Raw genomic sequence first — 20,084 nt, forward strand, 5'->3', positions numbered from 1 at the left:
TGGTGCGATCGATCCACTATCGCCGATCCCGGCCGCGCCAGCCACAAAAGCATTGCTCCGAGTACAACTCCGCCGCACCGGTTTTTACGCTATGATTTGCTGAACCTGAGGCATGGCAGGCGCGACCAAAGGGCGTTCGCAAAGCTCCACGATATCAGTGGCAACAGAGGCGGCCATGTCACTTTCTTACGAAACCCAACGACCCATCGCCTCGGACAATATGGTCGCCGGAGCCGTCTACGTGTTTTACGGCGTGGGGTATTTCACCGGGATTTCAGCCCTGATGGGCGTCATCATCGCGCATGTGAAAGTCGGCGATACCGACCCGGTGATGCAGTCCCATTTCCGGTTCCAGATCAGGACCTTCTGGATCGGACTGCTGTACCTTGCGATCGGCATTCCGCTGAGCCTGGTGCTGATCGGCCTGCCGATTGTTGCCTGGTGGTTCATCTGGTCACTCATCCGCATCGTCAAGGGCGGCCTGTTGAGCATCGAGCACAAACCGATCGCTAATCCCGGGTCCTGGCTGTTCGGATAATCCAGCCGGCGGGGAACTGCCCCCTAAACCTCCAGCCACTCCTTGCGCACGCCGGCATTGGCCGCGAGCGCCGCCGGCGTTCCCTCGAATACGATGCGGCCGTGGCCCATCACATAGAGGCGGCGCGAAATCTTCAGCGCGATGGTGAGCTTCTGCTCGACCAGAAGAATAGCCGTGCCGCGGCGGGCGATTTCATCGAGCAGCGTGCCGACCTGTTCGACCAGTTTTGGCGCGAGGCCCTCGGTCGGCTCGTCGATGATGACGAGATCGGGATCGCCCATCAGCGTGCGGCACATCGTCAGCATCTGCTGTTCGCCGCCCGACAGCACGCCGGCGGGATTGTCCTGCCGCGCGGCGAGATTGGGAAACAGCTTGAACACGTCCTCGAATTTCCAGCGCCCGACGACGCCGGCGCGCTTCAACCCGAGTTCGAGATTCTGCCGCACGGTGAGGCCCGGAAACACCTGGCGATCCTCCGGGACATAGCCGATGCCGAGATGGGCGATCTGGTCGGGCCGAAGGCCGGCGATCGTGCGGCCCTTGAAATGGATCTGCCCGGATGGCGGCACCAGCCCCATGATGGTCTTGCAGGCGGTGGAGCGCCCGACGCCGTTGCGGCCGAGCAGGCTGACGATTTCGCCCTGGTCGACGGACAGGTCGACACCCTGCAGGATGTGGCTCTTGCCATAGAAGGCGTGGAGATCGCGCACCTCGAGCATCATGCCGCCACCGTTCCGAGATAGGCTTCCTGCACGGCAGCGTTGCCGCGGATCGCGGCCGGCGCATCGGACGCGATCACTTCGCCATAGACCAGCACGGTGATGCGGTCGGCGATTCCGAACACCACGCTCATGTCGTGCTCGACCATGATCAGCGTCTTGCCTTCGGACACCGAGCGGATCAGCGCCACCGCGCTTTCGGTTTCGCTGTGGCTCATGCCCGCGGTCGGCTCGTCGAGCAGGATGATCTCGGCGCCGCCGGCAATCGTGATGCCGATTTCGAGCGCACGCTGCTCGGCATAGGATAACAAGCCAGCCTGGAGATTGCGCCGGTCGGAGAGCTTCAGCCGCTCCAGCAACCGGTCGGTGGCCAAATTCAATTCATTCTGCGTTCCCAGCAGCCGCCAGAACGAATAGCGATAGCCTTGCGACCACAACAGGCCGCAGCGGATGTTCTCGAACACGGTCATGCGCGGGAAGATCGAGGTGATCTGGAAGCTGCGCGACAGGCCGAGCCGGTTGATCTCCTGCGGCGCGAGATCGGCAGTCGATTGGCCGTTGACCGTGATCGAGCCTGACGTGATCGGAAACCGCCCCGAGATCAGGTTGAACAGCGTGGTCTTGCCGGCGCCGTTGGGGCCGATGATGGCATGACGTTCGCCCTTGGGAATGCTTAAGTTGACGCCGCGGATGATTTCGGTGCGTCCGAAATTCTTGCGCACGTCCACTAGCTCGACGGCGGGTGCGGTCATGCCATTGCCCCCTTCAGCTTGGCGCTTTCCATCACCTCATCCCAGCGCCGGCGGAAGCCGCGTGCCTCATGGCGCAGCCAGAGCGCGCCAAGGACGAGCGCGGCGATTGCGATCACCCACGGCATCGGCGCCGTGGTATCGATCAGGTGGCCGCCGATCGTGAATCGCTTGCCTTGGGCCGCGCCGATCGTGGTGAAGGACGCCAGTTCGACCATGAACACGAAGCCGAGCATAACCAATAGCGCCGGCGGAAACGCCCGCGCGTAGGGCAGCAACAGCTCGCGCATCCGTCCCGCGCGCCAGATCGGCAGATGCATGAAGATCAGCCCGATCAGCCCGCCCGGCGCGTACATCACCATGACGATGAAGAGCACGCCGACATAAAGCAGCCAGGCATTGCTGAGCAGGCTGACACCGCTCTGCAGCAGCACCACGACGATGGTACCCAGGATCGGCCCGAAGAATCCGCCGGCGCCGCCGATATAGACGGCCAGCAGCGCGTTGGCCGACTTTGCCGCGGATACGGTGTCGAAGGTTACGATCTCGTAGATCAGCACATACAGCCCGCCGCCGATGCCGGCGAAGAAGCCTGACAGCGTGAATTGCATCAGCCGCACCATGCGCGGATCGTAGCCGACGAACTGCGCGCGTTCGAAATTGTCACGGGTGGCGTTGGCCATTTTGCCGAGCGCGGTCTGGGTCTGCAGCCGCATCAGGGCCGCGGCGATGAAGGCCCAGGCCAGCACCAGGCAGTAGACCTGCCATGGCGAGGTGTAGCGGACGCCGACCAGGCTGGTATCCATCACGCGGTCGATGGTGATGCCGCCTTCGCCGCCGAAGAAGGCCATGAACATCAAGGCAGCGGCCGAGACCAGTTCGCCGAGCCCCATCGTGATCATGGCAAACGCCGTGGCGCGCTGCTTGGTGACGAGCCAGCCGAACACATAGCCGAAGAACATCCCGCCGAGCCCGCCCGCCAGCGGCACCAATTCGGTCGGCAGCCAGATCGTGCCGGCCTTGACCAGATTGATGACATGCGCGGCGCAGTAGGCCCCGAGCCCGAACAGCACGGCGTGGCCGAACGACAGCAGGCCGGCCTGGCCCATCAGCATGTTGTAGGACAGCGCGAAGATCGCCATCACGCCGATCTCGCTCATCAGCGTCAGCACGAAGCCGGAATGGCGGCCCTTGGTCCAGTCGTAGAACAGGAACGGGAACCCGAGCAGGATGACGAGGACCAAAAGCCAGGGCCAGTGGCGGCGAAGCATGTTCATGTATCGCGTGTCCCCATCAGCCCGCGGGGACGGAACACCAGGATCAGCACCATCATCAGGAACGGCAGCAGCGCGCCGATCCTTGGCAGCGTCACGGTGAGGACTTCAGCGAACGGCGTGCTCGACGTCACCACGAAGCCGAACTTGGCCAGCAAATCCGCGAGCGACACGTCGAACACGACGGCAAAGGTCTGGATCAGCCCCATCAGAATGGAGGCAATAAAGCAGCCGGACAGCGAGCCGAGGCCACCGAACACGACCACGACGAATACGATCGGCCCCATGGTGAAGGCCATCGCGGGCTCGGTGACCTGGTAGTTGCCGCCGATCACGCCGGCGAGGCCGGCCAGCGCCGTGCCGGCGGCGAACACCAGCGTGAAGATACGCGGCACGTTATGGCCGAGCGCGGAGGCCATCTGGGGATGGGTCAGCGCCGCCTGGATCACGAGGCCAATGCGCGTGCGGGTCAGGCCGAGCCAGATCGCGCCGAACATCAGGGCTGAGATCAGCAGCATGAAGGCGCGGTAGGCGGGGAATTGCGTGCCGTAGATCTTGAACAGCGGAAAATCCAGCAGCTCCGGCACGCGATAGGGCACCGGCAGCAGGCCCCAGGTCATCTGCACGCCCTTTTCGATCAAGAGCGCGAGGCCGAAGGTGAACAACAGCTCGGCGATGTGGCCGTTCTGATGGACGCGCCGCAGCCCCCACATCTCGATCCCCGCGCCGATCAGACCGCAGAGCACGGGGGCGATGATCAGCGCCGGCCAGAAGCCGACATAGAGGCTGATCGTGTAGGCGAAATAGGCGCCCAGCATATAGGCGCTGGCATGCGCGAAGTTCAGCACACCCATCATGCTGAGGATGAGCGTAAGCCCGCTCGCCAGCATGAACAACAGCATGCCGTAGACGAGACCGTTCAGGAGGGAAACGACGAAGACTTCCATGCTACCAGACCATCGCAAGGGCGAGGCCTGCTCCCCGGGGGAGGGAAGCAGGCGACTATCGTGTTGGTCAGGAGGCGCTCGGACGCTTCATCTTGCAGGTGTTGGGCTGGTCGACGTCCTTGGCGAGGATCGTCGCCGAAGTGGCCCAGCCGAGCCCGGTGCCTTCGGCGTCGTACTTCACGCCCTTCTTGAAGGTGCCGACAAAGTACTCGGTGATGATTTGGTGGTCTGCCTTGCGCATCTTGGTATCAAAGCCGAGGAAGTCCTTGACCTGAAGGTCTTCCATCGCGAGTGCGATCTTGGTCGGGTCGACCGAGCCCGCCTTGTTCACCGCGGCTTGCAGATATTCGAAGATGGTGCGGAAGCCTGCCGCCGAGAAGTCGAACTTGTGCTTGTCGCGGAACCCCTTGGCGAATTCCTCGGCCTCCTTGTTGCCGATCTCCGGCGCCACGTTCTCGCCGAACGGCATCACGGCCAGCACGCGGTTGTCGCCGCCGACACCGATCGCGGTCGGGCCGCCGGCCAGATGGGCATAGAAGGTGTAATAGCGCAGGTCCGCACCGGCATCGACGCCAGCCTTGATCAACAGGTTCATGTCCGGACCCCAATTGCCGGTCAAGAGCGCCTGCGCGCCTGACGCCTTGATCTTGGTCAGGTAAGGCGAGAAATCCTTGATCTTGCCGAGCGGGATCAACTCGTCACCGACGACCTGAATGTCAGGCCGCAGTTTGGTGAGATAGGTTTTCACCTCGCGCTGTACCGACTGGCCGAACAGATAGTCCTGATTGATCAGGTAGACCTTGGTGACGTCCTTGGGCAGTGCGCGAACCATCACCTCGGCCTTCATGCCGACATGCAGGTCGAAGCGGAAATGCCAGAAGCTGCATTGCTCGTTGGTGAGTTCGGTGGCCACCGCGCCGCAGTTCAGATAGATGATGCGGTTATCCGGGTTGCGGTCGTTGTGCTTGTTGACACCATCGATCAGGGCCGCGGCGATGTTGGAGCCGCTGCACTGCATGATGAAGGGCATGCTCTGGTCGGTCGCGCTCTTCAGCGCGATCAGCGCGTCTGACGGCTGCGATTTGTTGTCGAACGGAACCAGTTCGAATTTCTTGCCGAGCGCGCCGCCCTTGGCGTTGATATAGTCGATGATGTATTGCATCTGCTTGAGGTTGGCGTCGCCGACCTGCGCGAACGGCCCCGAAAGCGGATCGGTGTAGGCTACCTTGATGGTGCCTTGTGCGAGCGCCTGACCGCCACCAGCGGTCCCAAGTACAATGCCAATTACAATCCCAAAGAGCGCAGAAAACCACTTGCCTTGCAGCATGGTGCATTCCTCCCCTGAGAGGCCCGCATTTGTTGTCTTGCGGTACCGATGCGAAACCGTAACATGGAGCCGACGCGGACCGCCACGGGAATTGTTTGATATCGCCATGCCACATCTTGCAGTTGGCGGCGACACTCCCAACGTATACCAGACGCAATTCTTATTCCGCCGCGCGGCAATCACCCCTGATGTGACATGGCCGAAAGAAGCCTGGAGCTAAACCAATGAACGATTCTGTGACCGACCCCACCGCTTATGTGCCGCCCAAAGTCTGGACCTGGAATAAGGCAAGCGGCGGAACGTTCGCCAGCATCAACCGCCCGATCGCCGGGCCCACGCATGACAAGGAACTGCCGGTCGGCCGACATCCGTTTCAGCTCTATTCGCTGGCGACGCCGAACGGGGTGAAGGTCACCGTCATGTTCGAGGAGCTCTTGGCGGCCGGTCACGCCGGGGCGGAATACGACGCGTGGCTGATCAAGATCGACGGCAACCAGTTCGGCAGCGGCTTTGTCGCGGTCAACCCGAACTCAAAAATCCCGGCGCTGATGGACCGCAGCGGGCCGACGCCGATCCGGCTGTTCGAGTCCGGCGCGATCCTGATGCATCTGGCGGAAAAGTTCGGGGCCTTCCTGCCGGCCGGCGGTGAGGCGCGGGCGGAATGCCTGTCATGGCTGTTCTGGCAGATGGGCAGCGCGCCGTTTCTCGGCGGCGGCTTTGGCCATTTCTATGCCTACGCGCCGACCAGGATCGAATACGCCATAGACCGCTACGCCATGGAGGTGAAGCGCCAGCTCGACGTGCTTGACCGGCGTCTTGCCGACAACGAATATCTCGCCGGCAGCGAGTACACCATTGCCGACATGGCGACCTGGCCGTGGTACGGCGCGCTCGCAAAGGGCCTGGTCTACGGCGCCGGCGAATTTCTGTCGGTGCAGGAATACAAGAACGTGCAGCGCTGGACCGACGTGATCGCCAAACGTCCGGCGGTGAAACGCGGGCGCATGGTCAACCGGATCTCGGGCGATCCGGCCAGCCAGCTGCACGAGCGGCACGAGGCCAGCGATTTCGACACGCAGACGCAGGACAAGATCGGCGAGCCGGCCAACGCGTCGCCGTAGTTCGTAGGGTGGGCAAAGGCGCACTTGCGCCGTGCCCACCATTCTCGTTTGTGATCGTCGTTGGAATGGTGGGCACGCTTCGCTTTGCCCACCCTACGAAAAAATCATCCCGAGGAAACCGCCATGCCGACCTTCGAAAAAGGCGCCGTTCGCATCCACTACGAGGAGGCTGGCTCCGGCTTTCCGTTGCTGATGATCGCCGGCGGCGGGCTGAACTCGACGATCGCGGGCCTGTCAGGCGATTACCCGCCGTTCGATTCCTTTGAGGAGTTCAAGGGCGAGTACCGCTGCATCGCGGCTGATCTGCGCAACGCCAACACCGGAAAATCCTCCGGCCCGCTCGAGGTCGACCGGCCCTGGGATTCCCACACCGACGACCATCTCGGCCTGATGGATCATCTTCGCATCGACAAGTTCATGGTGCTCGGCTTCTGCATCGGCGGCCCCCTGATCTGGAATCTGTTGAAGCGTGCGCCCGATCGCATCGTCGCCGCGGTGTTGGCGCAGCCCTCAGGCTCGCGGCCCGAGATGCGCGATTTGTTTTACGACAACAACACCAAGGGCTGGGCGCCGGAACTCCTCAAGCAGCGGCCCGACATCACGCCGGAGCAGGTCGACAAATTCCTGACCAGGATGTACCGGACCAACCCCGATTTCGTTTTCACGGTGACGCGCGATTTCGTGCGTCAATGCCGGACGCCGGTGCTGATCCTGCCCGACGATATCCCGGCACATCCCTATGCAGTTGCGATGGAGTCGGCGATGCTAGCGCCGAATGCGGAGGTCAGCATGTTTCCGTGGAAGGAGCCCAAGGAGCGGATTCCGCTCGCGGCGCGCCAGATCCGGTCGTTCCTGCGCGCGCACCGGCCGGCGTCGGCTTAAGCGTCATTCCGGGGCGCGCAGCGAACTATGATGTGCAATTGCACATCTGAGAATCTCGAGATTCCGGGTCTGGTCCTGCGGACCATCCCGGAATGACGGAGTGTCTAGTAACGGGCACGGCGCAAGGGCGTCTTTGCCCACCCTACGAAGCGCTCAGCAGGTCGTTATCTTCCGGATGCTTGCGCATATAGCCCTGGATGAACTCGCATTCCACCGTAAGTTTGCGTCCCTGCGCCCGCACCGCATCGAGGGTTGCGCGCGCGAGTTTCGAGCCGATGCCCTTGCCGCCGAGTTCCTGCGGTACTTCGGTATGCTCGAGCGTGATCGCGCCTGGTGATTTGCGGTAGGCGACGAATGCGATCGTGCCGTCGACGTCCAGCTCAAAGCGGCTGCCGGTTTCGTTGTCGCGGAAATGTTCGGTCATGCGCGGTCCAATCGGTGCGTAGGGTGGGTTAGCCAACGGGTCGCGCGAATGCGCGCCCGATGATAAACTCCGCGTAACCCACCATCTTCGTTCTGTGCATCGGCGGTGGGTTACGCCTTCGGCTAACCCACCCTACAAAACACTACTTCGCCGGAAGTTCCGGGGCCGGCGGGAACACGACGCGGTCGTCGGTGCGGCAGTAGCGGTCGGCGAACATGCGGCCGATCGGGTGGTAGCGCTCCATGTGCACGCGCATGGTCTCGGTGTCCCACAATTCGTCGCGGATGTAGAAGTTGATGCCTTCGCCCATGATCAGCGTGCGGTCGCCGTTGACGTCGATGGTTTTCCAGATCTTGCACTCCATCGCCCACGGCGCATCCGCGAGCCGCGGCACCGCGACCCTGGTCGATGGCGCCAGTTTCAAGCCGAGATAGCCGGGCTCGCCGACATCGGGCGGAAAGTCGCCGCTGGAATCGTGCATCGCGCGCGCCAGCGGCTCGTCGGTGAGGTTGACGACGAATTCGCCGGTGCGCTGGATGTTGACCAGCGTGTCCTTGACGCGTCCGTCGGGCCGCAGGTTGACGGCAAACATGCACAGCGGCGGGTCTTCGCAAAATACGTTGAAGAAACTGAACGGCGCCGCGTTGACCACGCCGGTCGGGCCCGCTGAAGTTACCCACGCGATCGGGCGCGGCAGCACGAAGCCGGCGAGAAGCTTGTAGCGCTCGCGCGGTTGCAGGCTTTCAGGCGCGTATTCCATGGGGATCCTGTTTCGCGCGGCGGCGGGCGAGGGGACTCACTGCGGGCGAATTTGCGGAGGCACCCCCACCCCAGCCCTCCCCCGCAAGTGCGGGAGAGGGGGCGCAGCGGTGTTTGTTGCGTCATCGAGATCTAACACTGGCTCATTTTTGCGCACACTGCTCATCACACGGCACGCTCCACTCCCTCTCCCGCGCTTGCGGGGGAGGGCGGGGTGGGGGCGCCCCACGGGGACTCCCGATAAGGCGGCCCCACAAACCCTACGGCATGCTCAGTTCATGCCGTCCGACCACCATCCAGTGCACTTCATCCGGACCGTCGGCGAAGCGCAGATGCCGCACGTCCTGGTACATCTCTCCGAGCTGGCTCCATTGCGAAATGCCTGTCGCGCCGTGCATCTGGATCGCCTGGTCGATGATCTTGCAGGTGCGCTCGGGCACCATGGCTTTGACCATGCTGACCCAGATCCGCGCTTCCTTGTTGCCGAGCACGTCCATCGCTTTCGCGGCTTTGAGCACCATCAGCCGCATCGCCTCGATTTCGCAGCGCGCCTGCGCGATGATCTGCAGATTGCCGCCGAGATGGGCGATCTTCTTGCCGAAGGCCTCGCGGGTCAGGCCGCGCGACACCATCAGGTCGAGTGCCTTTTCCGCCTTGCCGATGGTGCGCATGCAGTGATGGATGCGGCCGGGGCCGAGCCGGACCTGCGAGATTTCAAAACCGCGGCCTTCGCCGAGCAGCATGTTCTCCTTCGGCACCCGGCAATTGTTGAAGCGCAGATGCATGTGGCCGCGCGGCGCGTGGTCGTGGCCGAACACGTGCATCGGGCCGAGGATCTCGACGCCGGGGGTGTCGATCGGCACCAGGATCTGCGATTGCTGCTTGCTGGGAGGGGCGTCCGGGTTGGTCTTCACCATCACGATCATGATCTTGCAGCGCGGATCGCCGGCGCCTGAAATGTAGTACTTCTCGCCGTTGATCACCCATTCGTCGCCGACGAGCTTTGCCGAGGTCGAGATGTTCTTGGCGTCGGAGGAGGCGACATTGGGTTCGGTCATCGCATAGGCCGAACGGATTTCGCCGGCCAGCAGCGGCTTCAGCCACTTCTCCTTCTGCTCCTTGGTGCCGACGCGTTCCAGCACTTCCATGTTGCCGGTGTCGGGCGCCGAGCAGTTCATGGTCTCCGACGCCATCGGATTCTTCGCCAGCTCGACCGCGATATAGGCGTAATCGAGATTCTTCAGGCCCTGGCCGGTCTCGTCATCGGGTAGGAAGAAGTTCCACAGGCCGACCTCCTTGGCCTTGTCCTTGGCCTTCTGCAGGCACGCAAGCTGCTCCGGCGTAAAGCTCCAGCGATCCTTCTTGCCTTCGCCAAGCTTTGCGAATTCGACCGACATCGGATCGACGGTTTCGCGGATGAACTTCTTGACGTGCTCGTAGAGCGGACGGACCTCGTCCGACATCCGCAGATCGTTGAGTTCCTCGCCCGGATTGAGGTTGTAGGTCGTCGTTCGCGGGATGTAGGCGTGTTTCATGTGACAGGGTCTCCCTTTGGCGCGGATCTTTGTTGGTTGGCGCGCAATCTAGACGTCCGATGGGTCCTCGCACAAGCGGCCGACGCGTGGCGCGCGGCAGCCCTGCAACCGCCAATCACGGTCAATTCAAACAGTGTTTGAAACCATCATGGCTAGCGTGTTCCGACCTCGCTTGGCTTGCCGTTCGGATTTATCGCCGCGTGGAAATTCCGTTGCAGCCGTGCGCCCTTGACCAGCGCGTAGATCGCGGGGATCACGTCGGGCGCTCCGGCTCGATCGTGCGAAGCTGAGGCTGACCGCCAGATCTAGCCTGGCCGGGCGCTGCCCTCGTACATGAACGTCATTGCCTTGGGTCCAGGCATATAGCCGGTCTCCACCCGATCAATCCTGAAGCCGGCACTTTCGATCATCACGCTGATGGGTCGATTGAGATGACAGCCGCCGCTGATGCGTTTCCAGGCAGGCGTCAGCCAGTCCTGCCATCGCCGCACATTCTTGTCCGGCGCCATGCCATGTTCCACGAACAAGAGCTTGCCGCTTGGCCGAAGGACGCGCCGCATTTCGGTAAGCGCCACGGCGGCATCTGGAATGCTGCACAAGGTCCAGCTAGTTACAACGGTATCAACGCTGTGATCATCGAGTGGAATGGCTTCTGCTGACGCATCGACGAAGTTGACCTGCAAGCCCGGATGCAGAGCACGGCGAGCCATTGCCGTGAGTTGAGGTGACGGCTCCAGCGCCAGCAATTCCGTTACTTGTGGCCGATAGAACGGCAGATTTCGGCCGGAACCGATCCCGATCTCGAGCACGCGGCCTTCGGCCGGGCCGATCACTCGCTCGCGATACGGCCGAAGTTGCTCGTTTCGCATCGCGAGATCGCAAACCTTCGGTAGGATGACGTCGTTGTAGAAGCCCATCAATTGACACCCGCAATTGCCCCGAACCATGGGATGTGGAGGCTGTCGGCCGCCAACACCAGGCCTCTCAGCATCGCGCTTCGATCATCTTGCTGATTTCTTCCGGTGCGGCAAAAATCACGTCTGCCCGGTCACCCATCATTCCCGCCGGCACAATGGCTGGTGCGCCGGTGTGCGGACCATCTTTTCCGGAATCGGTTTTCAGGCGCAGATTGCGCTCCCAAAAGGCGCGGGTCTTGCCATCGGCGGTGGTCACCCGATAGGTGTCGTGACAATAGGTAATCGCCTTCACCTGCATGTTGGACTCGAGGCTTTTCAGTTTGGGAACGCGGCCGCCCCCCATCATTCCTCCCATCATTCCGCCCATATCTCCCATCTGCCCTTGAGCGCTCATTTGCGGCGCGGCTCCCGGTTTTGTTGCTTCCCTCAAAAAGGCGAGCAGGTCCGCACGGCGCTGCGGGTCCTTGATGCCGTTAAACGGCATTTCATTGTCCGGCACCATGCTATCAGGATCGCTCAACCAGGCGTCCAGCGAACGGTCATCCCAGATAATGCCGGACGATTTGAGAGCATCAGAGTAGCGTTCAAAGCTCTGCAACGATCCGGACTTGCGGTCCCAGAGACCGGCAAGACTCGGCCCCGTCATGTTCCGGTCCGCCTCAAGCGAATGGCATGGCGCGCACATGCGAAAATCCCGTTGGCCCCGCGCGATATCGCCGTGCTGGGCCGACGACGGAGACGACAGTGCAATCGTCGAAAGCCCAATGACAATGAGCTTGTTCATTGCCGACCGTCCTTGCTTGCCGTGCGAAGGTACTTGATCAGTGCCGCGGCCCCCAGGATCAAGACGATCACGACCAACAACCAGACGAACCCCATGCCCCACATCATTCCAGGCATCATATTGTCCATCATTGGCTCACCTCAGACAGCTCGCGGAATATCACCTGTTGGGGAGGATTACCTGCAAGCCGCGCGCCTCATGCACATGAGCATCATGAATGAGCACGGCAGAGACGCCATAATGCGAAATATCTCAGCGGCATTCAGCCAGTTCCAGTTCCAAGCGACGCTGAGGGAAATCGTCGTTGCAAAGACAAGATACAGCGCCATCCGATAGCGAGCGAAATAATCGCCCAAGGTCGTGATCAGTGAGGCCCTGCCCATAAGCGTGTCGTTGTCTCGACTTAAGTTCATTGGAATGCCTCTTGTTGTGATTAACGGAAATGTGACGGGTTGCGGAAGTCGGAAGGGGACGACAGCCGCAACCCTCCTGCTTCAGATCGCGCCTATGCCTCGGCAGACGACCTTAGTACGGCAGCAGGGGCGGCCCTGGGTATCAACGACCCTTTGGCCCGCCCTGGTAGCGGCCGCCGGCAGTCGCAGGCGCGATACGTGGCGCTGCCCGATCGTAGGCGAATGCAGAATACGGATCGGCTTGCGAGGCGGACCTGATCGGCGTGCTCTTCCTGATCTCGTTCGGCCAATAGCTCTTATCGGTAATGGTCGAGCCCGCCTGTGTGGTCGCGGAGATCGCCATGAGCGCCAACGCGAGGGACATCGTGAGAAGGTATTTGGTTGACATGTTCCGGCTCCATGATTGTGGAAGCGCCGTCGTGCGCGCCTCTAACCATGAGTTCGGAGCTAATTGTCCGTCGGTTACATGCTCACGCCGACGTGAAGCCACCTGATGTATCATCACCAACGCAACAGCCGTGGCCCTAATGCTGCACCTGCCAGTGTGCACAGCACAATCGTTCCGCCGTACCAGACGGCGATAAACGGCAGCGCATCGTCCGTACAATGGAGCGCATAAGCCATCGCGCTGACGCCTCCCGCTACGAGACCCGCGAACGCGCCGGCTCGCGAAGGATTGGTGGGAGCGCCTTTTCGCACGGCCCAAATTGAAATAGCGAAGGGAACGATCGCAATGACCGGAATGGAGAGAAGACATTCCAGCCATTCATCGCCCACGATCATACTTTCCCAATGCGACTGGGGTGCGGATCCAAGGCTGATGGCGGCAAGAACCGCAACGATGAGAAACGGCACGGCGACTAGGAGGGGCGAGATTTTCCGTTCCCCGCCGGGGTGCGCCAGCCTCGTCAAGTAAACCAGAGAGAGACCAACGATCCCAATCGCGAACGTCAGCTTGATCGTGAGATAGATCAGCGCGCGGGTTGTTGTCAGGTCGGGGCGGAAGCCTAGGCCGGCAAAAGCGATGCCGAGGGCCGCGATCGCCGCCGCGGCAATTGCGACATAGAGCGTTCGGACAACCGCCTTGGGGTCGACAGGCTCAAGGCTCGTGCTCAGAAGCGCAACCAGATCATCCGTCTTCATGTTCGCGTTTCCCGGGAAATCGACGCAGCGAGCGCTTTGAGCCCACGATGAATATTTACCTTTACGCCCGACTCGGAGAGACCGCATCGATTCGCGGCTTCGGCGACGCTCAGCCCGTCAAGTTTTACGGCCTTGATCGCGCATTGCATGCCTTCCGGCAACCGCTGCATGAGCCGCTGGATATCATGCGTGCTTTCGGCGTCGGAACTGTCATCATGTGCCATGACCTCATCGGCCGCGTCGATCGGCATCTCGGCGAGCGACGCGCGATTGCGGCGCAAAAAATCGATCAGCTTGTAGCGCGCGATGGCGTGCACCCAAGGCGTGAGTGGCTCCCGCGGATCATACGTATGCCGCTTCAGGTGGATCGCCAATATGGCCTCCTGCACCAAATCTTCCGCCTCCGCTATTTCCCTGCCGACTGCGACGAGTTTGGCCTTGTAGTAGGCACGCAGGCGACGGCTCAACCGGTCGAGCAGCGAGCGGTGCGACGCCGCGTTACCGTCCAGGCTCGCAAGCATGAGGGCCTTGAGTTCGATTTCGAGGGTCGTCATGCCTGCTATCTCGTTAGTTCGGTCGTCCGCCGAATTTAGTTACAGCGTCTACATCGAGCTAAAAAAGCGGGTCCAATAAGTTCCTTGCCAAGTTTGATCATTCGGCACGCTCAAGAGCTTTTTGCGGTGCGCCAGGAGAGACGATCGGCCGTGGGGGTCCGACAGAATCGTCCGTATTCTTCAACCCGAAGCCCTTGACCAGCGCGTAGATCGCGGGGATCACGATCAGCGTCAGCAGCGTCGAGGAAATCATGCCGCCGATCATCGGCACCGCGATGCGCTGCATGATCTCCGAGCCCGTGCCGGTGCTCCACATGATCGGCAATAGCCCGGCCATGATGGCGACGACTGTCATCATCTTCGGCCGCACCCGCTCCACCGCGCCTTCCATGATCGCCTCGTAGAGGTCCTGCCTGGTCAGCGCACGGCCCTCGGCGTCGCTGCGGGCGCGGACTTCGTCGAGCGCCTGGTTGAGGTAGATCAGCATCACGACGCCGGTTTCGGCGGCGACACCCGCAAGTGCGATAAAGCCGACGGCAACCGCCACCGAAAGGTTAAATCCCAGCCACCACATCAGCCAGAGCCCGCCGACCAGCGCGAACGGTAGCGACAGCATCACGATCATGGTTTCGGTGATGGAGCGGAAGTTGAGGTACAAGAGCAGGAAGATAATGAGCAGCGTCGCGGGAATGACGATTTTGAGCCTTGCGGTGGCGCGTTCGAGATATTCGTACTGGCCGCTCCACATTACATAGTAGCCGGGCGGAAATTCGATGCTGGCCTTCACCGCGGCTTGCGCGTCGGCGACGTAGCTGCCGATGTCGCGGTCGCGGATGTCGACATAGATATAGACCGCGAGCTGGCCGTTCTCGGTCCGGATCGACGTCGGCCCGCGCGAGGGGGCTACCTTGGCGACTTCTCCGAGTGGCACCGCCCCGCCGCCCGGCATCGGCACCAGCACGTCACGGCCGATCGCCTGCGGATCGCCGCGCAAATCGCGGGGATAGCGCATGTTGACGCCGAAGCGCTGGCGTCCCTCCACGGTGGTGGTGACGGTCTGGCCGCCAAGCGCGGTCGCGATCACGTCATGGACGTCCTGCACCATGATGCCGTAGCGCGCCATCGCCGCGCGATCGGGCGTGATGTCGAGGTAATAGCCGCCGATGCCACGCTCGGCATAGGCTGACGACGTCCCAGGCACCGCCTTCAGCACCTGTTCGATCTGCTTTGCGAGCCTGTCGATTTCGACCAGATCGGTGCCGATCACCTTGACGCCGATCGGTGTTCTTATGCCGGTCGAAAGCATGTCGATGCGCGCCTTGATCGGCTGGGTCCAGGCGTTGGAGACGCCGGGAAACTGCAGTGCCCGGTCCATCTCGGCGGTCAGGCTTTCCACCGTCAGGCCCGGCCGCCATTGCTCCTTCGGCTTGAGGTTGATCACGGTCTCGAACATCTCGGAGGGGGCGGGATCGGTCGCCGTCAAGGCCCGGCCGGCCTTGCCATACACGGACACCACCTCCGGAAACGTGCGGATAATGCGGTCCTGGATCTGCATTAGTTCGGCTGCCTTGGTGACGGATATCCCCGGCAACGTCGTCGGCATATAAAGCAGCGTGCCTTCGTTGAGGTTCGGCATGAACTCGGTGCCGAGTTGCCGCGCCGGCCAGATCGTCACCGCGAGCACCGCCACCGCCAGCAGGATCACCAGCACCTTGGCACGCATCACGCCCTTGATGACGGGGCGGTAGACCCAGATCAGGAAGCGGTTGATCGGATTGCTGCGCTCCGGGATGATCTTGCCGCGCACGAAAAGGATCATCAGCGCCGGCACCAGCGTCACCGACAACAAGGCCGCCGCCGCCATCGCAAAGGTCTTGGTGAAGGCGAGCGGGCTGAACAGCCGGCCTTCCTGCGATTCCAGCGTAAATATCGGCATGAACGAAACGGTGATGATCAGCAGGCTGAAGAACAGCGCAGGCCCGACCTGCGAGGCCGCCTCGATCAACACGTCGACGCGGGATCGCCCGGGTTCGGCGCGTTCGAGATGCTTGTGCGCGTTCTCGATCATCACGATCGCGGCGTCGACCATGGCGCCGATCGCGATTGCGATGCCGCCGAGGCTCATGATGTTGGAGCCGATGCCGAGCAGTTTCATCGCACCGAACGCCATCAGCACGCCGACCGGCAGCATCAGGATCGCGACCAGGGCGCTGCGGACGTGCAGCAGGAACACGATGCACACCAGCGCCACGATGACGCATTCCTCGAACAAAGTACGCTTGAGCGTGTCGATCGCGGCGTTGATCAGGTTCGAGCGGTCATAGACGGCGACGATCTCGACCGATTTCGGCAGGCTGCTGGCGATCTCGGTGATCCGCTTCTTGACGTTCTGAATCACGTCCAGCGCATTGACGCCGAAACGCTGCAGCACGATGCCGCTGGCGACTTCGCCTTCGCCGTTGAGTTCGGTGATGCCGCGCCGCTCGTCCGGGCCGAGCTCGACGCGGGCGACGTCCTTCAGCAGCACCGGCGTGCCGCCACTGGCCTTGAGCACGATGTTGCCGAGGTCGTTGATGCCCTTGATGTAGCCCTTGCCGCGAATGACATATTCGAACTCGGACAATTCGACAGTGCGGCCGCCGACATCGGCATTGCTGGCGCGGATCGCCTCGCGCATCTTTGGCATCGTGATGCCGAGGTCGCGCATGCGCTGCGGATCGAGGATGACGTTGTATTGCCGGACGAAGCCGCCGACGCTGGCGACTTCGGCGACGCCTTCGGCCTTGGCCAGGGCGAACTTCAGATTCCAGTCCTGGATCGCGCGGGTATCGGAAAGATTCAGTTCCTTTGACATCACGGCATATTGGTAGACCCAGCCGACGCCGGTGGCGTCCGGCCCCATCGTCGGCGTCACGCCCGCGGGCAGGCGTCCCGAAGCGCTGTTGAGGAATTCCAGCACGCGCGATCGTGCCCAATAAATGTCGGTGCCGTCCTCGAAGATCACATAGACAAACGAAACGCCGAAGAACGAGAAGCCGCGCACCACCTTGGAGCGCGGCACGGTCAGCATCGCCGTGGTGAGGGGATAGGTGACCTGATCCTCGATCACCTGCGGCGCCTGGCCCGGGTATTCCGTGTAGACGATCACCTGGGTGTCGGAGAGATCGGGAATCGCATCGAGCGGCAGATGTGCCAGCGCATAGATGCCGGCGGCGGTGGCAAAGCCGGCGCCGAACAACACCAGCAGCAGATTGCGCGCCGACCAGGCGATCAGGCGGGCGATCATGGCTGCGCTCCGTCCGCAAAGCCCTTCAGCGCGGCCTTCAGATTGCTTTCCGCATCGATCAGGAAGTTCGCCGAAACCACCACCGGGTCGCCTTCGCTGACGCCGTCCCGCACCTCGACATAACCGTCGCCGCGATGGCCGAGCTTGACCTCGCGCGGCTCGAAGCGGCCTTCGCCCTTGTCGACGAACACGGCCTGTCGCCGGCCGGTGTCCATCACGGCGCTCTCCGGAATGGCAAGCACCGGCGCGGAACTGCCGATGTCGATCTCGGCATCGACATACATGTCGTGGATCAGCACCAGATCGGGATTGTTCAGTTCGATCCGCAAGCGCCCGGTGCGCGTCTCCTTGTTGATCTGGGGATAGATGATGTTGATTTTCCCGGTGAATGTGCGGCCGGGAAACCCGCGCGCCTTTACGGTGGCCGATTGCCCGATCGCCAGCATCCCCATGTCACGCTCGGCCACATCGATGATCGCCCAGAGCTGGCTATGGTCGGCGATCCTGAACAGAACGTCGCCCGGCTGTGCGCGTGCGCCCTCGATGGCGTTGCGTTCGAGCACGATGCCGTCGCGCGGCGACGTCCATTCGACGGCAATGGGAACCGTCCGGCTTTTCTCCATCGCAACGATCGCCGCATCGGGCACGTCGAGATTCATCAGCCGCTGACGCGAGCCTTTGCCATAGGCCGCGTCGCTGCCGATGGCCTTGGAGTTGATCGTCGAGATGTAGTCGGCCGCCGCCGACGAGATCGCCGGGCTGTAGACCTCCATCAAGGGCTGGCCCTTGGCGACGCGGCTGCCGGTGGTGACGTTGGCGATCTTCTGCAGATAGCTTTCGGCCCGCATCGAAATCACGGAGACGCGGCGCTCGTCGAGCTGAATGGTGCCCGGCGCGTGGATCATGCTGCGGATGACGCGCGGCGCCGCAGGCTCCGACTTGACGCCGGTGCGCTGGATTTTTCCCGGTGACAGTTTTACCGAGCCGTCATCGCTGTCCTCGCCCTCATAGACCGCGATGTAATCCATTCCCATCGGATCCTTTTTGGGGACGGGGGAGGTATCGGGCAGTCCCATCGGATTGCGATAGTATTTGATCTTGCGATCGGCCGGCTTCCCGGCCGACATCTTCGTCGAATCGTCCTCGCCCTCGTAGACGGGGATGTAATCCATCCCCATCGAATCCTTCTTGGGGACAGGGGAGGTGTCGGGCTCTCCCATCGGATTGCGGTAATGTTTGATCTTGCGATCGGCCGGGGCTTCTGCGGACGCCGTCGCCGCGCGTTCGCCGGCTCCATTTTTCATTTGCGCAATCGCCAGGCCGGCAATGCCTGTGAGGGCAACGCCGAAGAGCGCCCCCCATAGGGAGCGCGAAAATCCGGTGGTCTTCATTTCGATATCCTCAGGGTCTCTTGGTCAGCCGCGAAAGCGGCAAAGGCAGGCGCGCGAACGCGCCGCCGGGGCGTCAGGCGTTAAGCCGAACGGACCAGGGAGCGAGGAGGTCTGGGAGGGGGATGTTGGCCGAGGCTGTCGCCCTGCGGATCGCTGCCGGGCGCCAGCAGTCGGACCGTGACGGGCCGGATTTCGATCGTCGCGGCCGACGGCGACACCTGAAAATTCGTGACCATGCAGAGCGCCATCAGCGGGCACTGGCCGCAGTCCACGGGCCCGGACTTGTCCGGGCAGCACGGCATATCGGTGGCCATTGCCGCCATCTCCGCGGCCGCCATCGGCGCAGCCCCCTCGATTCCCTTGCCCGCATTCGCCGACGCGGAAAGCGGGGCGAAGACCAGCCCTGCGATCAGGAAGACCGCCAGCAGCCGGGAAATTTGGACCGAGATGTTCACGCGCCTATTTTCCCACGATCCGGCCGCCAAGGAAAGCCAAAGGGAACCGCTGCCAACCCCGGCCGGATCACTAATTCGCCAGTATCCTGAACGGGGACCTAATCGTTAACCAATCGGCCGCGGCGCGTTCTTCTCTCCGTCATTCCGGGGCGCACGCAGCGCGAGCCCGGAATCCATGTCAACACGAATTTTGCGGCCCAATGGATTCCGGGCCTGCGCCAAGCGGCGCATCTACGATGTGCAATTGCACATCGGAGAATGACGGCGGCTAATGCATCCGGTGATGCTGCCTGGCCGGCGCGTCCGACGTGTAGCCTCTCAAATCGGCGTATTGCTTCATCTGGTGCGGCGACAGGATCTGCGCCGTCGCCAGGTGGTATTTGAGGTGCGCGTTGCGCAGCTCGGCCTGGGTCACGCCGATCCCGAGGGTCGCGTCCTTGAGCGCGTCCGGTGTGATCGCGCGGGCGGCAAACTGCCGGTCGAGCGCGCCTTCCTGCTCGAGCAATCGCGCGCCGATCGGGGTGGCTTCCGCCTTCATGGAATCAAACAGCGCCTGAATCCGCTGCTTTTGTTCAGCCGACAGCGCCAGCTTCTCGGACAATTCCAGCACATGCAGCGGCCCGGGATAGCCGTTCAGCTCGGCCGCCAGCGCCAGGCCCATGCCCCGGCCGGCCCTGAGGTCGTCGACCTGCTGCGCGGACAGCGCCTTGATCGGGCGGCTTTGCATCCCGGCATAGGGCGACTGCGCGAGCGCCGCAGTCGAAGCGAGGGCGAGGATCGTGATGGCGGCGGCAATGGCTTTCATGAAATTCTCTCCTGTGCTGTTCCGATCTTATTGATCCGGATGACAAGCGCACATCAAGGTT

The 20,084-nt window shown here is 62.3% G+C and carries 21 protein-coding genes; 3 read left to right on the top strand and 18 right to left on the bottom strand.

Going from position 1 to position 20,084, the window contains the following annotated elements; genetic code table 11:
* The first annotated feature begins 112 nt into the window (after positions 1 to 112).
* Positions 113 to 538 carry a DUF4870 family protein gene (locus tag ACSQ84_RS00810; protein ID WP_436209748.1) on the top strand — a complete coding sequence of 142 codons (426 nt, stop codon included), beginning with the start codon at positions 113 to 115 and terminating at the stop codon, positions 536 to 538.
* A gap of 23 nt (positions 539 to 561) precedes the next feature.
* Here ACSQ84_RS00810 and ACSQ84_RS00815 read toward each other — a convergent pair whose 3' ends face one another.
* The 5 genes from ACSQ84_RS00815 to ACSQ84_RS00835 form a co-directional block, all read right to left on the bottom strand.
* Positions 562 to 1,257, bottom strand: coding sequence for an ABC transporter ATP-binding protein (locus tag ACSQ84_RS00815; protein ID WP_436211135.1), 696 nt, complete (start codon positions 1,255 to 1,257; stop codon positions 562 to 564).
* Positions 1,257 to 2,009 carry an ABC transporter ATP-binding protein gene (locus ACSQ84_RS00820; protein WP_436209749.1) on the bottom strand — a complete coding sequence of 251 codons (753 nt, stop codon included), beginning with the start codon at positions 2,007 to 2,009 and terminating at the stop codon, positions 1,257 to 1,259. The genes ACSQ84_RS00815 and ACSQ84_RS00820 overlap by 1 nt, the downstream gene beginning before the upstream one ends.
* A complete protein-coding gene (locus ACSQ84_RS00825; RefSeq protein ID WP_436209750.1) occupies positions 2,006 to 3,283 on the bottom strand; it encodes a branched-chain amino acid ABC transporter permease in 1,278 nt (425 codons plus the stop codon). The genes ACSQ84_RS00820 and ACSQ84_RS00825 overlap by 4 nt, the downstream gene beginning before the upstream one ends.
* Positions 3,280 to 4,227: a branched-chain amino acid ABC transporter permease gene (locus tag ACSQ84_RS00830; protein WP_436209751.1), complete on the bottom strand. Its 948-nt coding sequence runs from the start codon at positions 4,225 to 4,227 to the stop codon at positions 3,280 to 3,282. Before ACSQ84_RS00830 ends, ACSQ84_RS00825 begins: the two co-directional genes overlap by 4 nt.
* A gap of 67 nt (positions 4,228 to 4,294) precedes the next feature.
* The gene (locus ACSQ84_RS00835) at positions 4,295 to 5,554 is read right to left on the bottom strand and encodes a branched-chain amino acid ABC transporter substrate-binding protein (RefSeq protein WP_436209752.1); all 1,260 of its coding nucleotides are present in this window, start codon (positions 5,552 to 5,554) and stop codon (positions 4,295 to 4,297) included.
* 236 nt (positions 5,555 to 5,790) lie between these two features.
* On the opposite strand from ACSQ84_RS00835, the gene yghU reads away from it, so the two are divergent.
* Together yghU and ACSQ84_RS00845 are read left to right on the top strand one after the other, a co-directional pair.
* Positions 5,791 to 6,675: a glutathione-dependent disulfide-bond oxidoreductase gene (gene yghU, locus ACSQ84_RS00840; protein ID WP_436211136.1), complete on the top strand. Its 885-nt coding sequence runs from the start codon at positions 5,791 to 5,793 to the stop codon at positions 6,673 to 6,675.
* Positions 6,676 to 6,798: 123 nt separating this feature from the next.
* Positions 6,799 to 7,557, top strand: a complete 759-nt coding sequence (locus ACSQ84_RS00845) for an alpha/beta fold hydrolase (RefSeq protein ID WP_436209753.1) — start codon at positions 6,799 to 6,801, stop codon at positions 7,555 to 7,557.
* Positions 7,558 to 7,699: 142 nt separating this feature from the next.
* On the opposite strand, the gene ACSQ84_RS00850 is transcribed toward ACSQ84_RS00845, so the two are convergent.
* The 13 genes from ACSQ84_RS00850 to ACSQ84_RS00910 all read right to left on the bottom strand — a co-directional run bounded on the left by ACSQ84_RS00850 (position 7,700) and on the right by ACSQ84_RS00910 (position 20,023).
* Positions 7,700 to 7,981, bottom strand: a complete 282-nt coding sequence (locus ACSQ84_RS00850) for a GNAT family N-acetyltransferase (protein WP_436209754.1) — start codon at positions 7,979 to 7,981, stop codon at positions 7,700 to 7,702.
* A gap of 142 nt (positions 7,982 to 8,123) precedes the next feature.
* Positions 8,124 to 8,741: a flavin reductase family protein gene (locus ACSQ84_RS00855; RefSeq protein ID WP_436209755.1), complete on the bottom strand. Its 618-nt coding sequence runs from the start codon at positions 8,739 to 8,741 to the stop codon at positions 8,124 to 8,126.
* A 259-nt stretch (positions 8,742 to 9,000) separates the two neighbouring features.
* Complete coding sequence (locus ACSQ84_RS00860) at positions 9,001 to 10,275, bottom strand: acyl-CoA dehydrogenase family protein (protein WP_436209756.1); 1,275 nt, start codon at positions 10,273 to 10,275, stop codon at positions 9,001 to 9,003.
* A 305-nt stretch (positions 10,276 to 10,580) separates the two neighbouring features.
* Complete coding sequence (locus ACSQ84_RS00865; RefSeq protein ID WP_436209757.1) at positions 10,581 to 11,192, bottom strand: class I SAM-dependent methyltransferase; 612 nt, start codon at positions 11,190 to 11,192, stop codon at positions 10,581 to 10,583.
* 67 nt (positions 11,193 to 11,259) lie between these two features.
* Positions 11,260 to 11,976: a c-type cytochrome gene (locus tag ACSQ84_RS00870; protein WP_436209758.1), complete on the bottom strand. Its 717-nt coding sequence runs from the start codon at positions 11,974 to 11,976 to the stop codon at positions 11,260 to 11,262.
* Positions 11,973 to 12,104: a hypothetical protein gene (locus ACSQ84_RS00875; RefSeq protein ID WP_436209759.1), complete on the bottom strand. Its 132-nt coding sequence runs from the start codon at positions 12,102 to 12,104 to the stop codon at positions 11,973 to 11,975. Before ACSQ84_RS00875 ends, ACSQ84_RS00870 begins: the two co-directional genes overlap by 4 nt.
* Before the next feature lie 427 nt (positions 12,105 to 12,531).
* Positions 12,532 to 12,777, bottom strand: coding sequence for a hypothetical protein (locus ACSQ84_RS00880; RefSeq protein WP_436209760.1), 246 nt, complete (start codon positions 12,775 to 12,777; stop codon positions 12,532 to 12,534).
* Positions 12,778 to 12,890: 113 nt separating this feature from the next.
* The gene (locus tag ACSQ84_RS00885) at positions 12,891 to 13,532 is read right to left on the bottom strand and encodes an NrsF family protein (RefSeq protein WP_436209761.1); all 642 of its coding nucleotides are present in this window, start codon (positions 13,530 to 13,532) and stop codon (positions 12,891 to 12,893) included.
* Positions 13,529 to 14,086 carry a sigma-70 family RNA polymerase sigma factor gene (locus ACSQ84_RS00890; protein WP_436209762.1) on the bottom strand — a complete coding sequence of 186 codons (558 nt, stop codon included), beginning with the start codon at positions 14,084 to 14,086 and terminating at the stop codon, positions 13,529 to 13,531. The genes ACSQ84_RS00885 and ACSQ84_RS00890 overlap by 4 nt, the downstream gene beginning before the upstream one ends.
* A gap of 97 nt (positions 14,087 to 14,183) precedes the next feature.
* Positions 14,184 to 17,372 (bottom strand): efflux RND transporter permease subunit, encoded by a 3,189-nt coding sequence (locus ACSQ84_RS00895; protein WP_436209763.1) that lies wholly within the window; start codon positions 17,370 to 17,372, stop codon positions 14,184 to 14,186.
* A complete protein-coding gene (locus tag ACSQ84_RS00900) occupies positions 17,369 to 18,763 on the bottom strand; it encodes an efflux RND transporter periplasmic adaptor subunit (RefSeq protein WP_436209764.1) in 1,395 nt (464 codons plus the stop codon). The genes ACSQ84_RS00895 and ACSQ84_RS00900 overlap by 4 nt, the downstream gene beginning before the upstream one ends.
* 80 nt (positions 18,764 to 18,843) lie before the next feature.
* The gene (locus ACSQ84_RS00905; protein ID WP_436209765.1) at positions 18,844 to 19,218 is read right to left on the bottom strand and encodes a hypothetical protein; all 375 of its coding nucleotides are present in this window, start codon (positions 19,216 to 19,218) and stop codon (positions 18,844 to 18,846) included.
* A 268-nt stretch (positions 19,219 to 19,486) separates the two neighbouring features.
* Positions 19,487 to 20,023: a Spy/CpxP family protein refolding chaperone gene (locus ACSQ84_RS00910; RefSeq protein WP_436209766.1), complete on the bottom strand. Its 537-nt coding sequence runs from the start codon at positions 20,021 to 20,023 to the stop codon at positions 19,487 to 19,489.
* Positions 20,024 to 20,084 lie beyond the last annotated feature (61 nt).

This window comes from Bradyrhizobium sp. LjRoot220 (genome assembly GCF_964252915.1).
GTDB lineage: Bacteria > Pseudomonadota > Alphaproteobacteria > Rhizobiales > Xanthobacteraceae > Bradyrhizobium.